Annotated in this window: 17 protein-coding genes; 13 read left to right on the top strand and 4 right to left on the bottom strand. The window is 69.7% G+C overall.

Translation table 11 applies throughout. From position 1 onward, the window contains the following. Positions 1-37 precede the first annotated feature (37 nt). A complete protein-coding gene (gene nrdF / locus QJS31_RS17685) occupies positions 38-1003 on the top strand; it encodes a class 1b ribonucleoside-diphosphate reductase subunit beta (protein WP_372341783.1) in 966 nt (321 codons plus the stop codon). A 72-nt stretch (positions 1004-1075) separates the two neighbouring features. Here nrdF and QJS31_RS17680 read toward each other — a convergent pair whose 3' ends face one another. Then, the gene (locus QJS31_RS17680; RefSeq protein ID WP_306357185.1) at positions 1076-2185 is read right to left on the bottom strand and encodes an iron-siderophore ABC transporter substrate-binding protein; all 1110 of its coding nucleotides are present in this window, start codon (positions 2183-2185) and stop codon (positions 1076-1078) included. 270 nt (positions 2186-2455) lie between these two features. Between QJS31_RS17680 and ctaD the strand changes: the two genes are divergently transcribed. Next, positions 2456-4186, top strand: a complete 1731-nt coding sequence (gene ctaD / locus QJS31_RS17675; RefSeq protein ID WP_280357651.1) for a cytochrome c oxidase subunit I — start codon at positions 2456-2458, stop codon at positions 4184-4186. Positions 4187-4349: 163 nt separating this feature from the next. On the opposite strand, the gene QJS31_RS17670 is transcribed toward ctaD, so the two are convergent. Together QJS31_RS17670 and QJS31_RS17665 are read right to left on the bottom strand one after the other, a co-directional pair. Then, positions 4350-4787: a nitroreductase family protein gene (locus QJS31_RS17670; RefSeq protein ID WP_306357184.1), complete on the bottom strand. Its 438-nt coding sequence runs from the start codon at positions 4785-4787 to the stop codon at positions 4350-4352. Next, positions 4778-4975, bottom strand: a complete 198-nt coding sequence (locus QJS31_RS17665) for a nitroreductase family protein (protein WP_306357183.1) — start codon at positions 4973-4975, stop codon at positions 4778-4780. The genes QJS31_RS17670 and QJS31_RS17665 overlap by 10 nt, the downstream gene beginning before the upstream one ends. Before the next feature lie 143 nt (positions 4976-5118). Here QJS31_RS17665 and serB point away from each other — a divergent pair, with 143 nt between their 5' ends. From serB to QJS31_RS17615, 10 genes are all read left to right on the top strand, one after another. Then, positions 5119-6420, top strand: coding sequence for a phosphoserine phosphatase SerB (gene serB, locus QJS31_RS17660; protein ID WP_306357182.1), 1302 nt, complete (start codon positions 5119-5121; stop codon positions 6418-6420). A 78-nt stretch (positions 6421-6498) separates the two neighbouring features. Then, a complete protein-coding gene (locus QJS31_RS17655) occupies positions 6499-6981 on the top strand; it encodes a protease inhibitor I42 family protein (RefSeq protein WP_306357181.1) in 483 nt (160 codons plus the stop codon). A 93-nt stretch (positions 6982-7074) separates the two neighbouring features. After that, positions 7075-7839 (top strand): peptidyl-tRNA hydrolase, encoded by a 765-nt coding sequence (locus QJS31_RS17650; protein ID WP_282785338.1) that lies wholly within the window; start codon positions 7075-7077, stop codon positions 7837-7839. Positions 7840-8009: 170 nt separating this feature from the next. Further along, entirely contained in the window at positions 8010-8216 is a 207-nt protein-coding gene (locus tag QJS31_RS17645; protein WP_282785337.1) for a hypothetical protein, read from the top strand. Positions 8217-8270: 54 nt separating this feature from the next. Continuing rightward, on the top strand, positions 8271-9104 hold the full coding sequence (locus QJS31_RS17640) for an ABC transporter ATP-binding protein (RefSeq protein ID WP_282785336.1): 834 nt from the start codon (positions 8271-8273) through the stop codon (positions 9102-9104). Between the two features lie 372 nt (positions 9105-9476). Further along, complete coding sequence (locus QJS31_RS17635) at positions 9477-10316, top strand: NUDIX hydrolase (protein WP_372341782.1); 840 nt, start codon at positions 9477-9479, stop codon at positions 10314-10316. Positions 10317-10476: 160 nt separating this feature from the next. Beyond that, positions 10477-11442: a DUF5996 family protein gene (locus QJS31_RS17630; protein WP_306357180.1), complete on the top strand. Its 966-nt coding sequence runs from the start codon at positions 10477-10479 to the stop codon at positions 11440-11442. Between the two features lie 277 nt (positions 11443-11719). Continuing rightward, the gene (locus QJS31_RS17625) at positions 11720-12487 is read left to right on the top strand and encodes an enoyl-CoA hydratase-related protein (RefSeq protein ID WP_306357179.1); all 768 of its coding nucleotides are present in this window, start codon (positions 11720-11722) and stop codon (positions 12485-12487) included. A gap of 47 nt (positions 12488-12534) precedes the next feature. Further along, positions 12535-13509 carry a class I SAM-dependent methyltransferase gene (locus QJS31_RS17620; protein ID WP_282785233.1) on the top strand — a complete coding sequence of 325 codons (975 nt, stop codon included), beginning with the start codon at positions 12535-12537 and terminating at the stop codon, positions 13507-13509. Between the two features lie 3 nt (positions 13510-13512). Continuing rightward, positions 13513-14739: a class I SAM-dependent methyltransferase gene (locus QJS31_RS17615; protein WP_306357178.1), complete on the top strand. Its 1227-nt coding sequence runs from the start codon at positions 13513-13515 to the stop codon at positions 14737-14739. Between the two features lie 30 nt (positions 14740-14769). Here the strand turns inward: QJS31_RS17615 and QJS31_RS17610 are convergent, their stop codons facing one another. After that, positions 14770-16131: a PQQ-binding-like beta-propeller repeat protein gene (locus QJS31_RS17610; protein WP_282785235.1), complete on the bottom strand. Its 1362-nt coding sequence runs from the start codon at positions 16129-16131 to the stop codon at positions 14770-14772. Between the two features lie 161 nt (positions 16132-16292). Here QJS31_RS17610 and QJS31_RS17605 point away from each other — a divergent pair, with 161 nt between their 5' ends. Continuing rightward, positions 16293-17039: an acyltransferase gene (locus tag QJS31_RS17605; RefSeq protein ID WP_282785236.1), complete on the top strand. Its 747-nt coding sequence runs from the start codon at positions 16293-16295 to the stop codon at positions 17037-17039. Positions 17040-17046 lie beyond the last annotated feature (7 nt).

Genomic DNA, 17046 nt, shown 5'->3' with positions numbered 1-17046 from the left:
AACGGGCGTGACCTCTGAGACGCATACGACGATGCGTGTGACCAAAGTGATCGATCGGGTGTCGGCGATCAACTGGAACCGCGTACCCGACGACAAGGACGCGGAGGTCTGGGACCGGCTGACGGGCAACTTCTGGCTGCCCGAGAAGGTACCCGTCTCCAATGACATTCCGTCGTGGAACACGCTGACCCCCCACGAGAAGCAGCTGACCATGCGGGTCTTCACCGGCCTCACCCTGCTCGACACCATCCAGGGCACGGTCGGCGCGGTGAGCCTCATCCCGGACGCGCTCACCCCGCACGAGGAGGCGGTGCTCACCAATATCGCCTTCATGGAGTCGGTGCACGCCAAGAGCTACAGCTCCATCTTCTCCACGCTGTGCTCCACCCGCGAGATCGACGACGCCTTCCGCTGGTCGGAGGAGAACCCCAATCTCCAGCGCAAGGCGCAGATCGTCATGGACTACTACCAGGGCGACGATCCGCTCAAGCGCAAGGTGGCCTCCACCCTGCTGGAGAGCTTCCTGTTCTACTCCGGCTTCTACCTGCCCATGTACTGGTCCTCGCGGGCCAAGCTCACCAACACCGCGGACCTGATCCGCCTCATCATCCGCGACGAGGCCGTCCACGGGTACTACATCGGCTACAAGTACCAGAAGGGGCTGGAGCAGGTCTCCCAGGCCGAGCAGGACGAGCTCAAGTCCTACACCTTCGAGCTGCTGTTCGAGTTGTACGAGAACGAGGTCGAGTACACCCAGGACCTCTACGACGAGGTCGGCCTGACCGAGGACGTCAAGAAGTTCCTGCGCTACAACGCCAACAAGGCGCTGATGAACCTCGGCTACGAGGGTCTGTTCCCCAAGGACGAGTGCGATGTGAACCCGGCGATCCTGTCGGCGCTGTCGCCCAATGCCGACGAGAACCATGACTTCTTCTCGGGCTCGGGTTCGAGCTACGTGATCGGCAAGGCCGTCAACACCGAGGACGAGGACTGGGAGTTCTAGGAGTGTTGAAAGGTGCGGGCCGGTAACCGTATTCGGTTACCGGCCCGCACACTTCCGAGGTATACGCGAGGATCAGTCGGTCACATAGCCGTTGAGGGTGTTGCGGATGTCCTCCAGCAGGGCCCGCGCCGCGGTCACGCCGCTGCCGTGCCAGATCACGTCCTCGACGGCGAAATTGCGCTTGTCGCCGACCGCGGCGAGTTCCTTCCAGTCGTCGCCGCGCATGAGCGATTCGCCGAAATCGCGGCCCTCGGGCCCGTCGAACATGACGTAGATGAGGTCGCCCTCCACCTTGTCCCGATTCTCCTGGGACGACACATCCGCCAGTTCGAAGCTCGCGCCGCGCTGCGCGGTCGGCCGCTGCACCCCGACATCGCCCAGCACCTGCCCGGCGAAGCTGTCCCCGCCCAGCACCTGGAGGTCGTCGGCGCGGAAGCGCACCACCGACGCCTGGGTCAGGTTGGCGGCCACCGCGTTTCCGGTGTCGCGGGCCGCGGTGCGGTAGTCGGCGAGCACCTGATCGGCGGCCCGCTCCCGGCCCAGCGCCGTGGCGATAGCGGAGAACTGTCGCTGCCAGCCGCCGTCGCCGGAGACCAGCACGGTGGGCGCGATACCGCGCAGCGCCTCGTAGCTCGCGCCGTCGGTCGCGCCGCCGATGATCACGTCCGGGTCCAGGGCGGCGATCTGCGCGGGGTCGGGCGTGCCGACCATACCGACCGCCGGGATCTCGGAGATGCCGGTGCCCAGATAGGCGGGCTGCGGGGTGGGACCGGCGACGGTGGCCGCGCCGACCACGCGCTCCCACAGGCCGAGCGCGCAGATCGCGTCCAGGGCCGGGGTCGAGATCACCACGATGCGTTGCGGATCGGCGGGCACCTCGACGGTCCCGGTGGTGGCGTCGACGGAGCGGGTCGCGCCCGCGGCCGGATCGGCGGTGGTGGGCAGCGCGCACGCGGTGCGGGTGTCACGTTCCAGACCGACCACGCCCGCGCCCGCGATATTCGTGGTGGTGCGCACGATGGCGCTGGCGGCGTCGTCGGCCGGTTCGGCACAGCCTGCCAGCAGACCCGTCGGTAGCACCGCGGCGGCGGCCAATGCCACCCCCCAGGTGCGCACACGCCGCGCGGAACCGGGGGAGGGGGCGTACGGGGTTCGGGTGGAAGCGGACTCGCGCACCGACATGCGGAGGAGCGTACAGGCGCGAGTCCGGACACCCAATCGCGACGCTCGGAGATCGGCCGGATCGGCGGCCCGGGAACTTCGCGACCACGGTCCCCGGCAGTCCGTTACCAAGGCCAATTACGACAGAGAGTAGGACCGGCCGCGACCGCTGCGGCAGCACGGTTTACGATTCACAACAGCGCAAGCCACCCGTCGTTCGCGTGTGCGTGAAAACGCCGACGCCGGAAGCAACCGCGACGAACGACCAGAAGGCACCTGTCAGGAGGTTCAGTGACTGCCGTAGAGCCACGCCCAGTCCGTGAAGTGGAAGCGGCTCGGCCATACCCGCCCCGTGTGGGTCCCAAGGGTTCGTTCATCTACAAGATGGTCACCACGACAGACCCGAAGACCCTCGGCGTCATGTACCTGGTGACGGCGATGTCCTTCTTCCTCATCGGCGGCCTGATGGCGCTGCTGATGCGCGCCGAGCTCGCCCGTCCGGGCCTGCAATTCCTGTCGCCGGAACAGTTCAACCAGCTGTTCACCATGCACGGCACCATCATGCTGCTGTTCTACGCGACCGCGATCGTGTTCGGCTTCGCCAACATCATCCTGCCGCTGCAGATCGGCGCACCCGACGTCGCCTTCCCGCGCCTGAACTCGTTCAGCTACTGGCTGTACCTGTTCGGCGGCACCATGGCGACCGCGGGCTTCATCACCCCCGGTGGCGCGGCCGACTTCGGCTGGACCGCCTACACCCCGCTCTCGGACATCGTGCACTCGCCCGGCGTCGGCGCGGACCTGTGGATTCTCGGCCTGGCCGTATCCGGTCTGGGCACCATCCTCGGCGGCGTCAACATGATCACCACGGTGGTCTGCCTGCGCTGCCCGGGCATGACCCTGTTCCGCATGCCGATCTTCACCTGGAACATCCTGGTGACCGCCGTGCTGGTGCTGCTGGCCTTCCCGCTGCTGACCGCCGCGCTCATGGCGCTGGCCTACGACCGGCATCTGGGCGGGCACATCTACGACCCGGCCTCCGGCGGCACGCTGCTCTACCAGCACCTGTTCTGGTTCTTCGGCCACCCCGAGGTGTACATCATCGCGCTGCCGTTCTTCGGCATCGTCTCGGAGATCTTCCCGGTCTTCAGCCGCAAGCCGATCTTCGGTTACACCACGCTGGTGTACGCGACGCTGGGTATCGCCGCGCTGTCCATCGCGGTGTGGGCGCACCACATGTACGCCACCGGCGCGGTGCTGCTGCCGTTCTTCTCGTTCATGACCTTCCTCATCGCGGTGCCGACCGGCGTGAAGTTCTTCAACTGGATCGGCACCATGTGGCGGGGTCAGCTGACCTTCGAATCACCCATGCTGTTCTCGGTCGGCTTCCTGGTCACCTTCCTCTTCGGTGGTCTGTCGGGCGTCCTGCTCGCCAGCCCGCCGCTGGACTTCCACGTGTCCGACACGTATTTCGTGGTGGCGCACTTCCACTACGTGCTCTTCGGCACCATCGTGTTCGCCACCTACGCGGGCATCTACTTCTGGTTCCCGAAGATGACCGGCCGCATGCTGGACGAGCGCCTGGCGAAGTGGCACTTCTGGGCCACCTTCGTCGGCTTCCACACCACGTTCCTGGTGCAGCACTGGCTGGGTAACGAGGGTATGCCGCGCCGCTACGCGGACTACCTGCCCACCGACGGGTTCACCACGCTGAACACCATCTCCACCATCGGCGCCTTCATCCTGGGCGCGTCGATGCTGCCGTTCATCTGGAACGTCTTCAAGTCCTACCGCTACGGCGAGGTCGTGACGGTGGACGATCCGTGGGGCTACGGCAATTCGCTGGAGTGGGCGACCGCGTGCCCGCCGCCGCGGCACAACTTCTACGAGTTGCCGCGCATCCGCTCCGAGCGTCCGGCGTTCGAGCTGCACTACCCGCACATGATCGACCGCATGCGCGCCGAGGCGCACGTGGGCTGGGGTGGCAAGGCGCACACCGTCAAGGAGACGGCGAAGGTCTGACCCGCAGCCAGCGAGACCGTAACGCGGCGGCCTTCCTCGGACGGCCGCCGCGTTCGCGTTGGCGGCGACGACCGGGCGCGGCGTCCGGGCCGGGCGCGGATACGGCGTTGGAACCGGGTGCCGCGGGCGAGCCGGGTGTGGGCGCGGAGTCCGGGCCGCGGTCTCACTCTCGCCGTACCGCCGCCCGCCCGACCGCGAGCAGTCCGCGTAGCCGGTGATTCGCCGGTGCCAGTTCCGGATGGGTTGCCATGAGGCGCGTCTCGTCGAATCCGCCGACGAAGACCGCGCCGAGGTCCAGCGCCGTCGCCTGTAGGCACATGTTCTGCACGGCGTGTCCGACCTCCATGTCGGCGTACCGTTCCCCGCGCCGCCCCGTCGGCGGCTGCTCGGCGAAATGCGCTCGCACCCGGTCGATGTCGACCGTCACCGCCACCACCAGCGCGGCATCGCGCAACCAGGGCTGGGGGCCGAACGCGGCCTCGGCCAGCACGGCCCGCACCTCGCGGTCACCGGTGCGGACGAGGGCGTGCGACTGCGGCCGGTACTCGTAGACGCCGGGGTCCAGGCCGTCCACCCGGTGCACGGCCACGCTCAGCGCCACCGGATACAGCGCCCCGCCGACGGCACCGTGCGGCCCTGTCCCGAAACGCCCTGCCCGGACCACAGCAGGCTCGCCAGCGCCGCCCGCTCGACCGATTCCGGGGCGAACTCGCGCACCGTCCGCCGCCGCGCGAGGATATCCGGCAGCGATCCCGGTGCGCCGGGATCGGGATCGGGCAATCTCCACATCGGGCGATCGTATTCCGGGCGCCGCGTGCGTGATACCCACCACCGGGGCCGTGGTCGGCGCGGGTGGTCGGAGAGGGACCTGGAAGAATGAGCGGGCCCGTCGCCTGCCGACGGCCGGGTCACACGCGAGAACGGAGTTTCGATTGAGCACGTCTGACACGACGGTTCTGGTCACGGTCACCGGACCCGACAAGCCGGGCGTGACGTCGGTGCTGCTCGCGGCACTGGCGAACAACTCCGTGAGCCTGCTGGATGTGGAGCAGGTCGTCATCCGCGGCCGCCTGACCCTGGGCGTGCTGGTGACCTGTCCCAGCGATCCGGAGGCCCTGCAGGATCAGCTCGAGGACGCCATGGCCACCGTCGGCATGCATGTCGACGTGGAGATCGGCGCGAACAGCGTCTCGGGCGCGAAACTGTCCACCCACGCCGTGGTGGTGCTCGGCAGCCCGGTCACCGCGCGCGCCTTCGGGGCCATCTCGCGGGAACTGGCCGGGCAGGGCGTCAATATCGACTCCATTCGCGGTATCGCCGACTATCCGGTGACCGGGCTGGAGCTCATGGTCACGGTGCCGTCCGCGCCCGCGGTCGCGGTGCCGATCGGCGACGCGGGCCGCCCCGAGGTGGTCGAGACGGCGTCCGCCGCGGTCGATACCGGCATGGCGGAGACGCGGCTGCGCACCGGCTTGGCCGAGGTGGCCGTGAAGGCGGGCGTGGACGTGGCGGTCGAGCGTGCGGGCCTGGCGCGCCGCTCCAAGCGCCTCGTCGTCTTCGACGTGGACTCCACCCTCATCCAGGGCGAGGTCATCGAGATGCTGGCCGCGCACGCGGGCGTGGAGGACGAGGTCCGCCAGGTCACCGAGGCCGCCATGCGCGGCGAGATCGACTTCGCGGAATCGCTGCGGCAGCGGGTGGCGACGCTGGCCGGGCTGGACGCCTCGGTGATCGACGAGGTCGCCGACCGCATCGAACTCACCCCCGGTGCGCGCACCACCATTCGCACGCTGCGCCGCCTCGGCTTCCGCTGCGGTGTGGTGTCCGGCGGGTTCCGACAGGTCATCGAACCGCTCGCGCATGAGCTGGAACTCGATTTCGTGCAGGCCAATACGCTCGAGATCGTCGACGGCAAGCTCACCGGCAAGGTGGTGGGCGAGATCGTCGACCGCGCCGCCAAGGCGGTGGCGCTGCGGCGGTTCGCCGCCGAGGCCGGTGTGGCCATGGAGCAGACCGTCGCGGTGGGCGACGGCGCCAACGACATCGACATGCTCAATGCCGCCGGGCTGGGCATCGCCTTCCAGGCCAAGCCCGCGTTGCGCGAGGTGGCGGACGCGGCGCTGTCGCATCCGTACCTGGACGCGATCCTGTTCATTCTCGGCGTCACCCGCGACGAGGTGGAGGCGGCCGACGCCCGCGACGGAATGCTGCGCCGGGTACCGCTCAACAGCTGACTCGCCCGCGTCGGTTCAGCAATTGACGCGCCCGCGTCGGTCGGCGGTATGCCAGGGATTCGCCAGTAGGCTCGCGTCATGCGTAGCCTCCTGCCGGTAGTGGCGCTCGGCCTGGTGCTCGTCGGCTGTTCCACCGATTCCGGCGACTCCGACCCGGCATCGACCACGGCGCAGCCCACCACCGCGTCGAGCACCGCCCCGACCACGAACCCGTCGACCACCGCGCCCGAGTCGGGTCCGGTCACCGTCGACCAGTCCGCGAACGGCACCGAACTGGACCTGCCGACCGGGCAGCGACTGCTGGTGCGGCTGCCGTCCAACCCATCCACCGGTGCGTCCTGGGCGATGGTGCGACTCGACCAGGACATCCTGCGTCAGGACGGCGATCCGGACTATCAGGCGGATCCGGGCCCCGCCATGCCGGGCAAGGGCGGCACCGAGACGTGGGCGTTCCGCGCGGAACAGCCGGGGACCGCCACCCTCGAACTGGTCTATTCCCGGCCGTGGGAGGAACCCGCCGATACGGATCGGCGTTTCACCCTCACCGTGCGCGTCGCGTAGTTCCGTTCCGGTGTGCCGACAATGCACGCGACGGAAATGCCTTCGACGGATGGCGAGTTGGCGGTGCCCGGTCTTCTCGAGCAGAGTGGATCGGTGACCGAAGGTGTGTGCGATATCGAATCAGCATCCGGATTGGTGGAATTCGCGGTACGGCACGCGGAATTGGCGCGCGGATACGGTGGCGCGGGCGATCCCGACGATCCGGCGCTGGTCCAGGCCATGCAACTGGTCCTGCATATTCCGAAGTCCGATCCGCCCCGCCGTGACGCGGTGCTGGCCGCTGCCGCCGCCGCGTCGGTCGCCCTGTGTCTCGACGAACGGGTGGGTCCGGGCGGGCCGTGGGCGGACCGGTACCTGGCGTGGCAGCGGTCGCGGATCCGCAAGGTCGCCCGCCGGGCCCGTGGGGCACACTGGCTGGCCGCCCAGGAGGTGGACGGGGTGACCGTGGAACTCGACGGGGCGCAGGCGCGGGCCCTGGTGCCCGGACCGGTCGGGTCGGTCGACGCGCGGATCAAGCGCCTGCAGATCGGCGGCACCGAACTACCTCTCGATGAACCAGGCGATCTCGACGAGAGGTATCCGGTGCTATGGGTGAACGCCGAATTGGGTATGTCCGTGGGTAAGGCTGCCGCACAGGTGGGACACGCGAGCATGCTGCTCGCCGGGGCCCTGCCCGTGCAGCAGGTGTATGCCTGGTCCGAGAGTGGCTACCGTTGTGCCGTGGCGGATGCCGATCCCGGTCGCTGGGCACGGCTGCGACAACGCGTGGCCGAGGGCGGTGCGATCGCCGTCCGGGATGCCGGATTCACCGAGGTGGCTCCGGGGTCGATGACGGTGATCGCGGTGCCGGGACGGTGACGGAGCATCGCCGCGTCCAGGGACGTTGAATTGTTGCGCGATTGCCGCGCCGATGTCCCCGTGATGAACCGAACGGTCTCCACACTGGCCTATGTGCGCTGCGGGTATCGACTTCGCCGTACCGCTGGGCAAGGATCGGGGCACGAGTTTCCGCGGGAGGAAACACGGAGATGACTACTCTGCTGGTGATTCTTATCGTGTGGGTGCTGCTGTCCATTCCGGCGGCGCTGATTCTGGCACGCATGTTCCGCCGGCCGCGCGTCGAGCGGCGGCCGTCGGAATTCGACAACCTAGAAATGCGGGAGCGTGCGCGACGCTGGGAATTCGACCGTCCGGCCGACGAATTCGGCCGCGATCGGCGGCCCAGCGGACTGTGACACACGCCCGTGATCGCACACCACGTTGACGCGTGTCCTGGGGCGTGAGACAAGATGGAGCCCGTGCCGCAACCGGATCCCGATCTGCTCATCGACTTCAACGACGTCACCGTCCGACGTTCCGGTCACACCCTCGTCGGGCCGGTCACCTGGCAGGTGGAACTCGACGAACGCTGGGTGGTGCTCGGCCCCAACGGCGCCGGGAAGACCTCATTGCTCCGCATGGCCGCCGCCGAGATGTATCCCACCTCGGGGACGGCGAACCTGCTGGGGGAGGTGCTCGGCCGGGTCGACATCAGCGAGCTGCGCCCCCGCATCGGACTCTCCTCGGCGGCCGTGGCCAGTCGGGTTCCGCTCGACGAGAAGGTCTCCGACCTGGTGGTCTCGGCCGGATACGCGGTCATGGGCCGCTGGCGGGAGCGCTATGACGACATGGATACCGACCGCGCCGTCGACGTGCTGGAAAGTCTGGGCGCCGAACACCTTTCCGACCGCGCCTACGGCACCCTCTCCGAGGGTGAACGCAAGCGGGTGCTCATCGCCCGCGCGCTCATGGCCGATCCGGAACTGCTCCTGCTCGACGAACCCGCCGCCGGGCTGGACCTGGGCGGCCGGGAGGAGTTGGTGGAACGCCTGGGCGATCTGGCCGCCGACCCCGACGCGCCCGCCACCGTGCTGGTCACCCACCACGTCGAGGAGATCCCGCCGGGCTTCACCCACGGCATGCTGCTCAACGAGGGCGCGGTGATCGCGCAGGGGCTGCTCGAGGATGTGCTCACCGCCGACAATCTCAGCGAGGCGTTCCGCCAGTCCATCACCCTCGACCGCATCGACGGCCGCTATTTCGCGCGCCGCAGCCAGCGCTTCGGTCGGCACCGCACCCGCTGATCCGGCGGCGGGTGGCGCTTCTGCGTCGGTGGGCGGCGCTTCGAGGCCGATCCACGTCGGCGGGAGCCGGATACGCGCGCGCCTCACATGAGCGTTTCACTTGCTCCGATTCGGTTACGCGGCTGGTGAATCGGTGTCATGCTCACCGCGTTCGGGGCATTCGTCCGATTCGGTGACGAGTGTTCGTTGCGTCGCGAACCGACAGGCGGGCAAACTGTCCGCAACATGGTTGGGGTGCATCGAACAGGATGGACGGCGCGGGTAATGCCGCTTTCCCTCCCGAGCCGCTTGGGACCCGCGCGACCGGTTGGTCCGGTGTCCGGACCGGCGCTGCCCTGTCGCGCCGACCTAGCAAACGTTAGGGTGCGGAGTGTGAGCGAGACAGTTGCGCGTGGCGAGCAGCCGACCGCGGTGCCGGTTCGGGACGCCTCCACGGTCATGCTGGTGCGGGACGGTGTGAACGGGCCCGAGGTGTTCCTGCAGCGCCGCGTGAACGCCATGGCGTTCGCGGCCGGGATGACCGTCTTCCCGGGCGGCGGGGTGGATGCCACCGACGCCGCCGTGGCGCTGGACTGGGCCGGACCCGAACCCGCCTGGTGGGCGGCGCGTTTCGGTGGCACCGACGCGGCGCGGGCGCAGGCGCTGGTCTGCGCCGCAGTGCGCGAGACCTTCGAGGAGTGCGGGGTGCTGCTGGCCGGGCCGACCGCCGACACCGTGGTCGCCGACACCGGCGTCTACGCCGAGGTCCGGGGTCGGCTGGAGCGTCGTGAACTGTCTTTCGCCGAATTCCTCACCCGCGAGCGACTGGTGCTGCGCGCCGATCTGCTGCGCCCGTGGGCGAACTGGATCACCCCCGAGGTGGAGTCGCGTCGCTACGACACCCACTTCTTCGTGGCGGTGCTGCCCGAGGGGCAGCAGGCCGACGACGCCACCTCCGAGGCCGAGGTCGTCACCTGGTCCACCCCCGCCGAGGCCATCGAACGCTGGCGGTCGGGACTGGACGTGCTGCTCCCGCCCACCTGGTCGCAGCTGGTCGCCCTCGGCGAATTCGGCTCCACCGCCGATATTCTCGCCGCCACCCCCGCGATCGAACCGATCATGCCGGTCTACGACCCGGAATCGGGCGGCCCCACCCTGGCCTTCCCGAACGCCGCACGCTACTTCTCGGACCTGCCCGACGGCACCCGCCTCCGCGGCTCCCAGCGGCCCTGAGCACGGCGGGGACTTCGGCGGCCTCCGCATAACCCCTGGCGGCGTGGGCCGAGCGGTGTCCCGATCGGTCGTGCGCCCGGAGACCACCGTGGCCCGGAGTTACCCTGGGTTTGCTGATTTCGTGCATATCCGGCGAACGCCCGACGAAAGGTGCGTACCGATGGCGATGACCGACCCGCTGCCCGCGATCCCGCTGGAATCCTGGCGGCCCACCAAGGAGACCCTGCACCGCTACCTCCAGATCGTCGGCAAGGTGGCGCTGGAGCGCGGGATCCGCCGAAACCACTGGTGGCATATGACATTCCGACCCACCGCGCGCGGCTGGACCACGGTCCCGCTCGGCTCGGCCCGCACCGGACCGGTCTTCACCTGCGCCTTCGACTTCTTCGACCACGAACTGCGGATCGAGACCGCTCACGGCCGGCGCGGCGCGGTACCGCTGGCGGGCCAGTCGGTGGCGAGCTTCTACACCGATGTGATGGCGGCCCTGCGCGCCTCCGGCATCGATTGCACGCTGCCGAATCCGACCCCCTTCGACCTGCCCGACCACGGCCGTCCCTTCGACGAGGACACCGAGCACGCCGACTACGACCCGGAGCGGGCGCGGGACGCTTTCCTGGTGTACAGCCAGGTCGGCCGCATTCTGGAGGAGTTCAGCGCGGCCTTCTCCGGGAAGATCAGTCCGGTGCAGGTCTTCTGGCACACCTTCGACATCGCGGTGCAGCGCTTCGCGCCCCGGCACATCGAGATGCCCGCGAGCGTGGATCCCGTGACCCGCGAGGCGTATTCGCGCGAGGTGATCAGCGCCGGATTCTGGTTCGGCGACGACAAGGTCCCCGAACCCACCTTCTACTCCTACGTCGCCCCCGAGCCCGACGGGCTGACCGACGCCGAACCGCGCCCCGCCAAGGCCCGCTGGGTGCCCTCGGGCTCGGCCCACGCCGCCTACTACGCCTACGACGAGGCCCGCGCCACCGCCGACCCGGTCGGCGCGGCCCTCGAGTTCTACCAGTTCGTCTACGCCCGCGGCTCCGAACTGGCGGGCTGGGACGCTCCCGCCCTGTCCTGCTGGGGCGGCATCACCGACCCGGTGCTGCGCGAACAGGGCCCCCGCTGGGCCGACTGACCACCGGCCGGCGCTCGGCGGCCGGGCGCGCGGACCGGGGCGGCTCGGCGCGTCTCGGGACGGCTCGGAGTGGCTCAGGCGTCTCGGAGCGGCGTGGCTCGGCAGGGCGCGGCGCGGGGCGGGGCGGCGCGTCTCGGAGCGGCTCGGGGGGCTCGGCGCGGCGTGGCTCGCCGCGTCTCGGCGCGGGACGGCGCGGCCCCGGGCGGTGTTCGTGGAGTACCCGCACCGCCGCATCCGGGATGGGGTGCGGTGTCGCGCGGCAGTACGCTTGCCCGCTGTGGCCGAATTCGTAACCGTGGACCGGGGTGTGGCGGAGGGGATCGCCGTCATCCGGATCGCACGTCCGCCGATGAATCTGATCGATCTCCAGGTCGCGCTGGAGGTGGCGAGTGCCGCGGACGGGCTCGCGGTGGACGAGAGCGTGCGGGCGGTGGTGCTCTACGGCGATGAGCGGGTGTTCTCGGCGGGGGACGAGCTGACCGAACTGGCCGGGCTCTCCGCCGCACAGGCGACGGCCATGGCCGCGGACTTCCAGCGGGCGCTGGGCGCGCTGGCGCGGCTGCCGCAGCCGACGGTCGCCGCCATCAGCGGGTACGCGCTGGGGGCGGGGCTGGAATTGGCGCTGGGCGCGGATCGGCGGATCATCGGCGACAATGTGAAGATCGGCCTGCCGCAGATCAAGGCGGGGCTGATCCCGCTGGCGGGGATCCGGCGGCTGAGCCTGCTCATCGGCCCGGCGGCGGCCAAGGACCTGGTCTACACCGGCCGTTTCGTCGATCCGGAGGAGGCGGCGTCGCTCGGCCTCGTCGACGAGGTCGTCGCCCCCGACGATGTGTTCGAGGCCGCGCTGCGCTGGGCGCGGCGGTTCACCTCGGGTCCGGCCAAGGCCCTCGCGGCCGCCAAGCGGGTCTTCGAGGCGGGTACGCACGGGCACGATCGCGCCCGCGCGGAATGGGCGGAGCTGTTCGACACCGAAGATCAGCAGATAGGAACACGTTCCTATCTGGCGGCCGGTCCGGACGCGGCCCGCTTCGTGGGCCGATGACCGGGCCGATCAGCGGGCTCGCCTGGTGATTCATTAGGCTGCCCTGCATGACTGCTCGTCCTGACGATCCAGCGCCGAACCCGCACGCCACCGAGGCCGAGGTCCAGGCCGCGCTGACCGACAACAAGCTCGCCCAGGTGCTGTATCACGACTGGGAAGCCGAGACGTACGACGACAAGTGGTCCATCTCCTACGACGAGCGCTGCATCGAGTACGCGCGCGGCCGTTTCGACGCCGTGGTCCCGGACGCTCCGCTGCCGTACGACCGGGCGCTCGAGCTCGGCTGCGGTACCGGTTTCTTCCTGCTGAACCTGATGCAGTCCGGGATCGCGAAGTCCGGTTCGGTCACCGACCTGTCGCCCGGCATGGTGAAGGTCGCGACGCGCAACGGCCGCAATCTCGGCCTGGACGTGGACGGCCGGGTCGCCGACGCCGAGACCATCCCGTACGAGGACGACACCTTCGATCTGGTGGTGGGTCACGCGGTGCTGCACCACATTCCGGATGTGGAGCTGGCGCTCAAGGAGTGCCTGCGCGTGCTGAAGCCGGGCGGTCGTTTCGTCTTCGCCGGTGAGCCGACCACCATCGGCAACCTCTACGCCCGCAAGCTGGGCCAGGTCACCTGGAAGCTCACCACCGAGGTGACCAAGCTGCCGTTCCTGCGGGACTGGCGGCGTCCGCAGGAGGAACTGGACGAGTCCTCCCGCGCGGCCGCCCTGGAAGCCGTGGTCGATCTGCACACCTTCGATCCGACCGATCTGGAGAGCATCGCCCGGCGTGCGGGCGCGGTGGACGTGCAGGCCAAGACAGAGGAGTTCGCCGCCGCCCTGTGGGGTTGGCCGGTGCGCACCTTCGAGGCCGCCGTGCCCGCCGAGAAGCTGACCTGGCGCTACCGCATGGCGCAGTACCGGGCGTGGCTGGGACTGTCCAAGCTGGACGAGAAGGTGCTGCGCCACGTGGTGCCGCGGCAGTTCTTCTACAACGTCATGATCACCGGCGTGAAGCCCGGCGGCTCCAAGTAGCCGGTGGGCTACGTCTTCACTCGCGACGATGTCGCCCAGCTCGGCAGTGCGGCCGGTGCGGCCGCGCTCGCCGAGGCCGACCGGCTCCCGCTGACCGCCGCGACCCTGCTGCGCGATCTGGAGCGGCTGCGCCGGGACTTCGGCGACCGCGCGGCGGCGCTCGTCGAAACGGTGCGCCTGCGCCGCCGTGCCGCCACCAAACTGGACGGTGCCGAGCACTGGTTGCTCACCGACGACGCCCTCCAGCAGGCGACCCCGACGGCGGTGGCCCGGCACCGGGCGCGACGGCTGGCCGGACGAACCGTCCACGACGTCACCTGCTCGATCGGCGCGGAACTGGTCGAGCTGTCCCGCGTCTGCCCGGCGGTCATCGGCAGCGACCTGGACGCGGTGCGCCTCGATATGGCGGCGCAGAACCTGAATGCTGTTCGCCTGGATCCGGTTTCGCGCGGTCTCTCCCAGAGCTGCGACACCGTTCCGCGAAACGTGTTGCTGGCCAAGGCCGATGCGCTGGTGCCGTGCAGCGCCGCCGAGGTGGTGATCGCCGACCCGGCGCGGCGAGCCGACGGGCGGCGCACCCACGATCCGGCGAAGCTGCAACCGCCGCTACCCGATCTGCTGGCGGCGTACGCGGGTCGGGATCTGGTCGTGAAGTGCGCTCCCGGACTGGATTTCGATCGGCTCGACTGGTCCGGTGAGGTCGAGGTGATGTCGCTCGACGGCGCGGTGCGCGAGGCGTGCCTGTGGTCGGCGGGCCTGGCGGAGGCGGGGGTGACCCGGCGCGCCACCGTGCTGTCCGCGAACGGCACCGCGTGGAGCCTTACCGACGCGGCACCCGACGACATACCCGAGCGCGAGCCGGGGGAGTGGATCGTCGATCCCGACGGCGCGGTGGTGCGCGCGGGCCTGGTCCGCCACTACGCCGCGAAACACGGCCTCTGGCAACTCGATCCGCGCATCGCCTATCTGACCGGCGACAGCGTCCCCGAGGGCGTGCGCGGTTTCCGCATCCTGCACCGAATGGACTTCAAGGAGAAGCCGTTGCGCGCCGAACTGCACCGCCGGGACTGCGGCCCGCTCGAAATCCTCACGCGCGGTGTGAATATCGACCCCGATGCGTTGCGCGGCCGGTTGAAGCCGCGCGGCACCCGGCCGCACACCCTGGTCATCACCCGGATCGGCCGCACGCCGACCGTCTTCCTGTGCGAGACCCCGGCCCCGGTTGCCTGAACACTGTGGTCGCCCCGCGCCGCGCGACGGCTACGCCTCCGGCTTGAACACGAACAGTTCGCCGATCTTGGAGGCCACCACGACCTCGCCCTCCGCGCCCACCGAGATGCTCTCCGTGGTTCCCTGTGCGCCGGGCAGCTCGTCGGAGTCGACGGTCCCGCCGGTTTCGGTGTCGAAGGTGATCAGGGTCAGTGCCCCGCCGAGGGTGGACACCGCGTAACCGGTACCGCCCGCGGTCTGCACCGGCCGCCCGCGCAGCGCCAGATCCTTGCGCTCCCAGGCGATCTCGGAGCTGTCGCCGTTGTCGCGCACCGCCATCAGATGGCCGTCGTCGCCGGACGGCACCAGTAGGCCGTCCGCGACGGAGATCGACCCGCGCAGCGGGAAGCCCACGTCCCGTGACCATGCGGTGCGGCCGTCGGCGGTGTCGACGGCGATCAGCCGGCCGGAGTTGTCGCCTACGTAGACGGTGGAGCCGTCGGCGGACAGCGCCGGGCTGGTGGCGCTGCCGCCGGTGAGCATGGCCGCCCGCCAGTCCTCACGCACCGCCTTGTCGCCGTAGGTCAGTGCCACGAGTTCGGCGGTGCCCTCGCCGGGGCGCCATACGGTCGCGTAGAAGCGTCCGGTCTCCCGGTCCACGGCCGACACGTTCGCCACCGGGCACTGGGGGCCGCCCGTGGCGCAGTCCTCGAGGCCCTGCCCGTCCGGCGGGCGGTTCAGGCCCGGATTCTCCAGCGGGTCGGGCTCGCCCAGCAGCTGATAGGTGGAGATCACGCGCTCGCCGGTCTGGCGGCTGAGCACGTCGACCTGGCCGCTCTGGGTCACCGACAGCACATTGCTGTCGCCGGTGAACTGCACCGATACCGGTACCCCGGCGACCGGCGTGCGCCAGCGCGGCTGGCCCAGCGCGTTGAACGAGTTCATGCCGCCGTCGTCGCCGACATAGATGTTGGTGCCGCCGTCCACCGCGCTCGCGGCTGCGATCGCGCTGGGGCCCAGGGGATTGCAGAAGCGTTTGCGCCCGGTGCCCATCTGGAAGGAGAACAGCGTGCAGGGCGAGTCGGTGCGGGTGGTGACGAACAGCTGTCCGTCCGGCCCCACGGTGACGGGTGCGGCGATCGGTCCGCCCACGGGGCGTGTCCAGTCCAGCCCCAGCGCCCGCGACCCGGTGACGGGAGTGGTGCCGCTGTTGCGGGCGTCGTGGAAGGCGACCGGCCAGCCCTTGCCCGGCCCCGCGGTGATGTCGTCGACATCGGTACCGCAGGCGGTGAGGGCGAACAGTCCGGTGACGCCGAGCGCCACCGCCGCGCGCCAGGGCGCGACGCGCTGTCGGGTCCGGTCGGGGCGTAGGTGTCGCTCACTGCGTCCGGTGTGCCGCCTGCCGCTTCGCACCTGCTGGTGTCCCTTCTGCCAGTACCGAAACTCCGGGTTCTTCGTCGGGGCTGATGCAGCCGGAGCACAGCCTACTTTCGCGCCCGTCGGCGGGTACCGATACCCTCGTCTAAACGATCCAGCTGCCGATCCGGCGGCGTCAGGAAACACAGGAGCAGTTCGTGACGAGCATGTGGGGCGCACCGTTGCGCTCGCGGTGGCGGGGGTCGCGGCGCCGGGATCCGGAGCAGGCGCGTTTTCTGACCATGGCATCGCTCAAGTGGGTGCTCGCCAATCGCGCGTACACGCCCTGGTATCTGGTGCGGTACTACCGCTTGTTCAAGTTCAAGCTGGCCAATCCGCACATCGTGTTGCGCGGAATGGTGTTTCTCGGCCGCAATGTGGAAATCCACGCGACGCCGGAGCTGGGCCGCATGGAGATCGGCCGCTGGGTGCATATCGGCGACGGCAACGCGTTGCGCTGCCACGAGGGTTCGCTGCGCATCGGCGACAAGGTGGTGTTCGGCAAGGACAATGTCGTCAACACCTACCTGGATATCGAGATCGGCGAATCCACCCTGGTCGCGGACTGGTGCTACATCTGCGACTTCGACCACCGCATGGACGATATCGGCATGCCCATCAAGGACCAGGGCATCGTGAAGAGCCCGGTCCGCATCGGCCCCGACACCTGGATCGCCGCCAAGGTCACCGTGCTGCGCGAGACCCGAGTGGGCCGCGGCTGTGTGCTGGGCGCGCATGCCGTGGTCAAGGGCGATATCCCGGATTACAGCATTGCCGTGGGCGCACCCGCCAGGGCGGTCAAGAACCGCAAGGAGGCGTGGGACGCCGCGGCCGAGGCTCGCGCGGCGCGGCAGGCCGCGCTGGCCGATATCGAGCGCAAGAAGAACGGCGTCGCCGCCTCCTGAGTGTCGG

Origin of the sequence: Nocardia sp. CC213A, assembly GCF_030766805.1 — a bacterium.
GTDB lineage: Bacteria > Actinomycetota > Actinomycetes > Mycobacteriales > Mycobacteriaceae > Nocardia > Nocardia otitidiscaviarum.
The sequence above is the reverse complement of the archived record's forward strand: the minus strand, read 5'-3'. Positions and strand labels throughout refer to the sequence as shown.

What these genes read in the sequence shown, in the direction of transcription:
- QJS31_RS17680 (WP_306357185.1), bottom strand. Translation starts at nt 2,185, where the DNA reads ATGTCGGTGCGCGAGTCCGCTTCCACCCGAACCCCGTACGCCCCCTCC.
- QJS31_RS17665 (WP_306357183.1), bottom strand. Translation starts at nt 4,975, where the DNA reads ATGTGGAGATTGCCCGATCCCGATCCCGGCGCACCGGGATCGCTGCCG.
- QJS31_RS17655 (WP_306357181.1), top strand. Translation starts at nt 6,499, where the DNA reads ATGCGTAGCCTCCTGCCGGTAGTGGCGCTCGGCCTGGTGCTCGTCGGC.
- QJS31_RS17645 (WP_282785337.1), top strand. Translation starts at nt 8,010, where the DNA reads ATGACTACTCTGCTGGTGATTCTTATCGTGTGGGTGCTGCTGTCCATT.
- QJS31_RS17640 (WP_282785336.1), top strand. Translation starts at nt 8,271, where the DNA reads ATGGAGCCCGTGCCGCAACCGGATCCCGATCTGCTCATCGACTTCAAC.
- QJS31_RS17630 (WP_306357180.1), top strand. Translation starts at nt 10,477, where the DNA reads ATGGCGATGACCGACCCGCTGCCCGCGATCCCGCTGGAATCCTGGCGG.
- QJS31_RS17620 (WP_282785233.1), top strand. Translation starts at nt 12,535, where the DNA reads ATGACTGCTCGTCCTGACGATCCAGCGCCGAACCCGCACGCCACCGAG.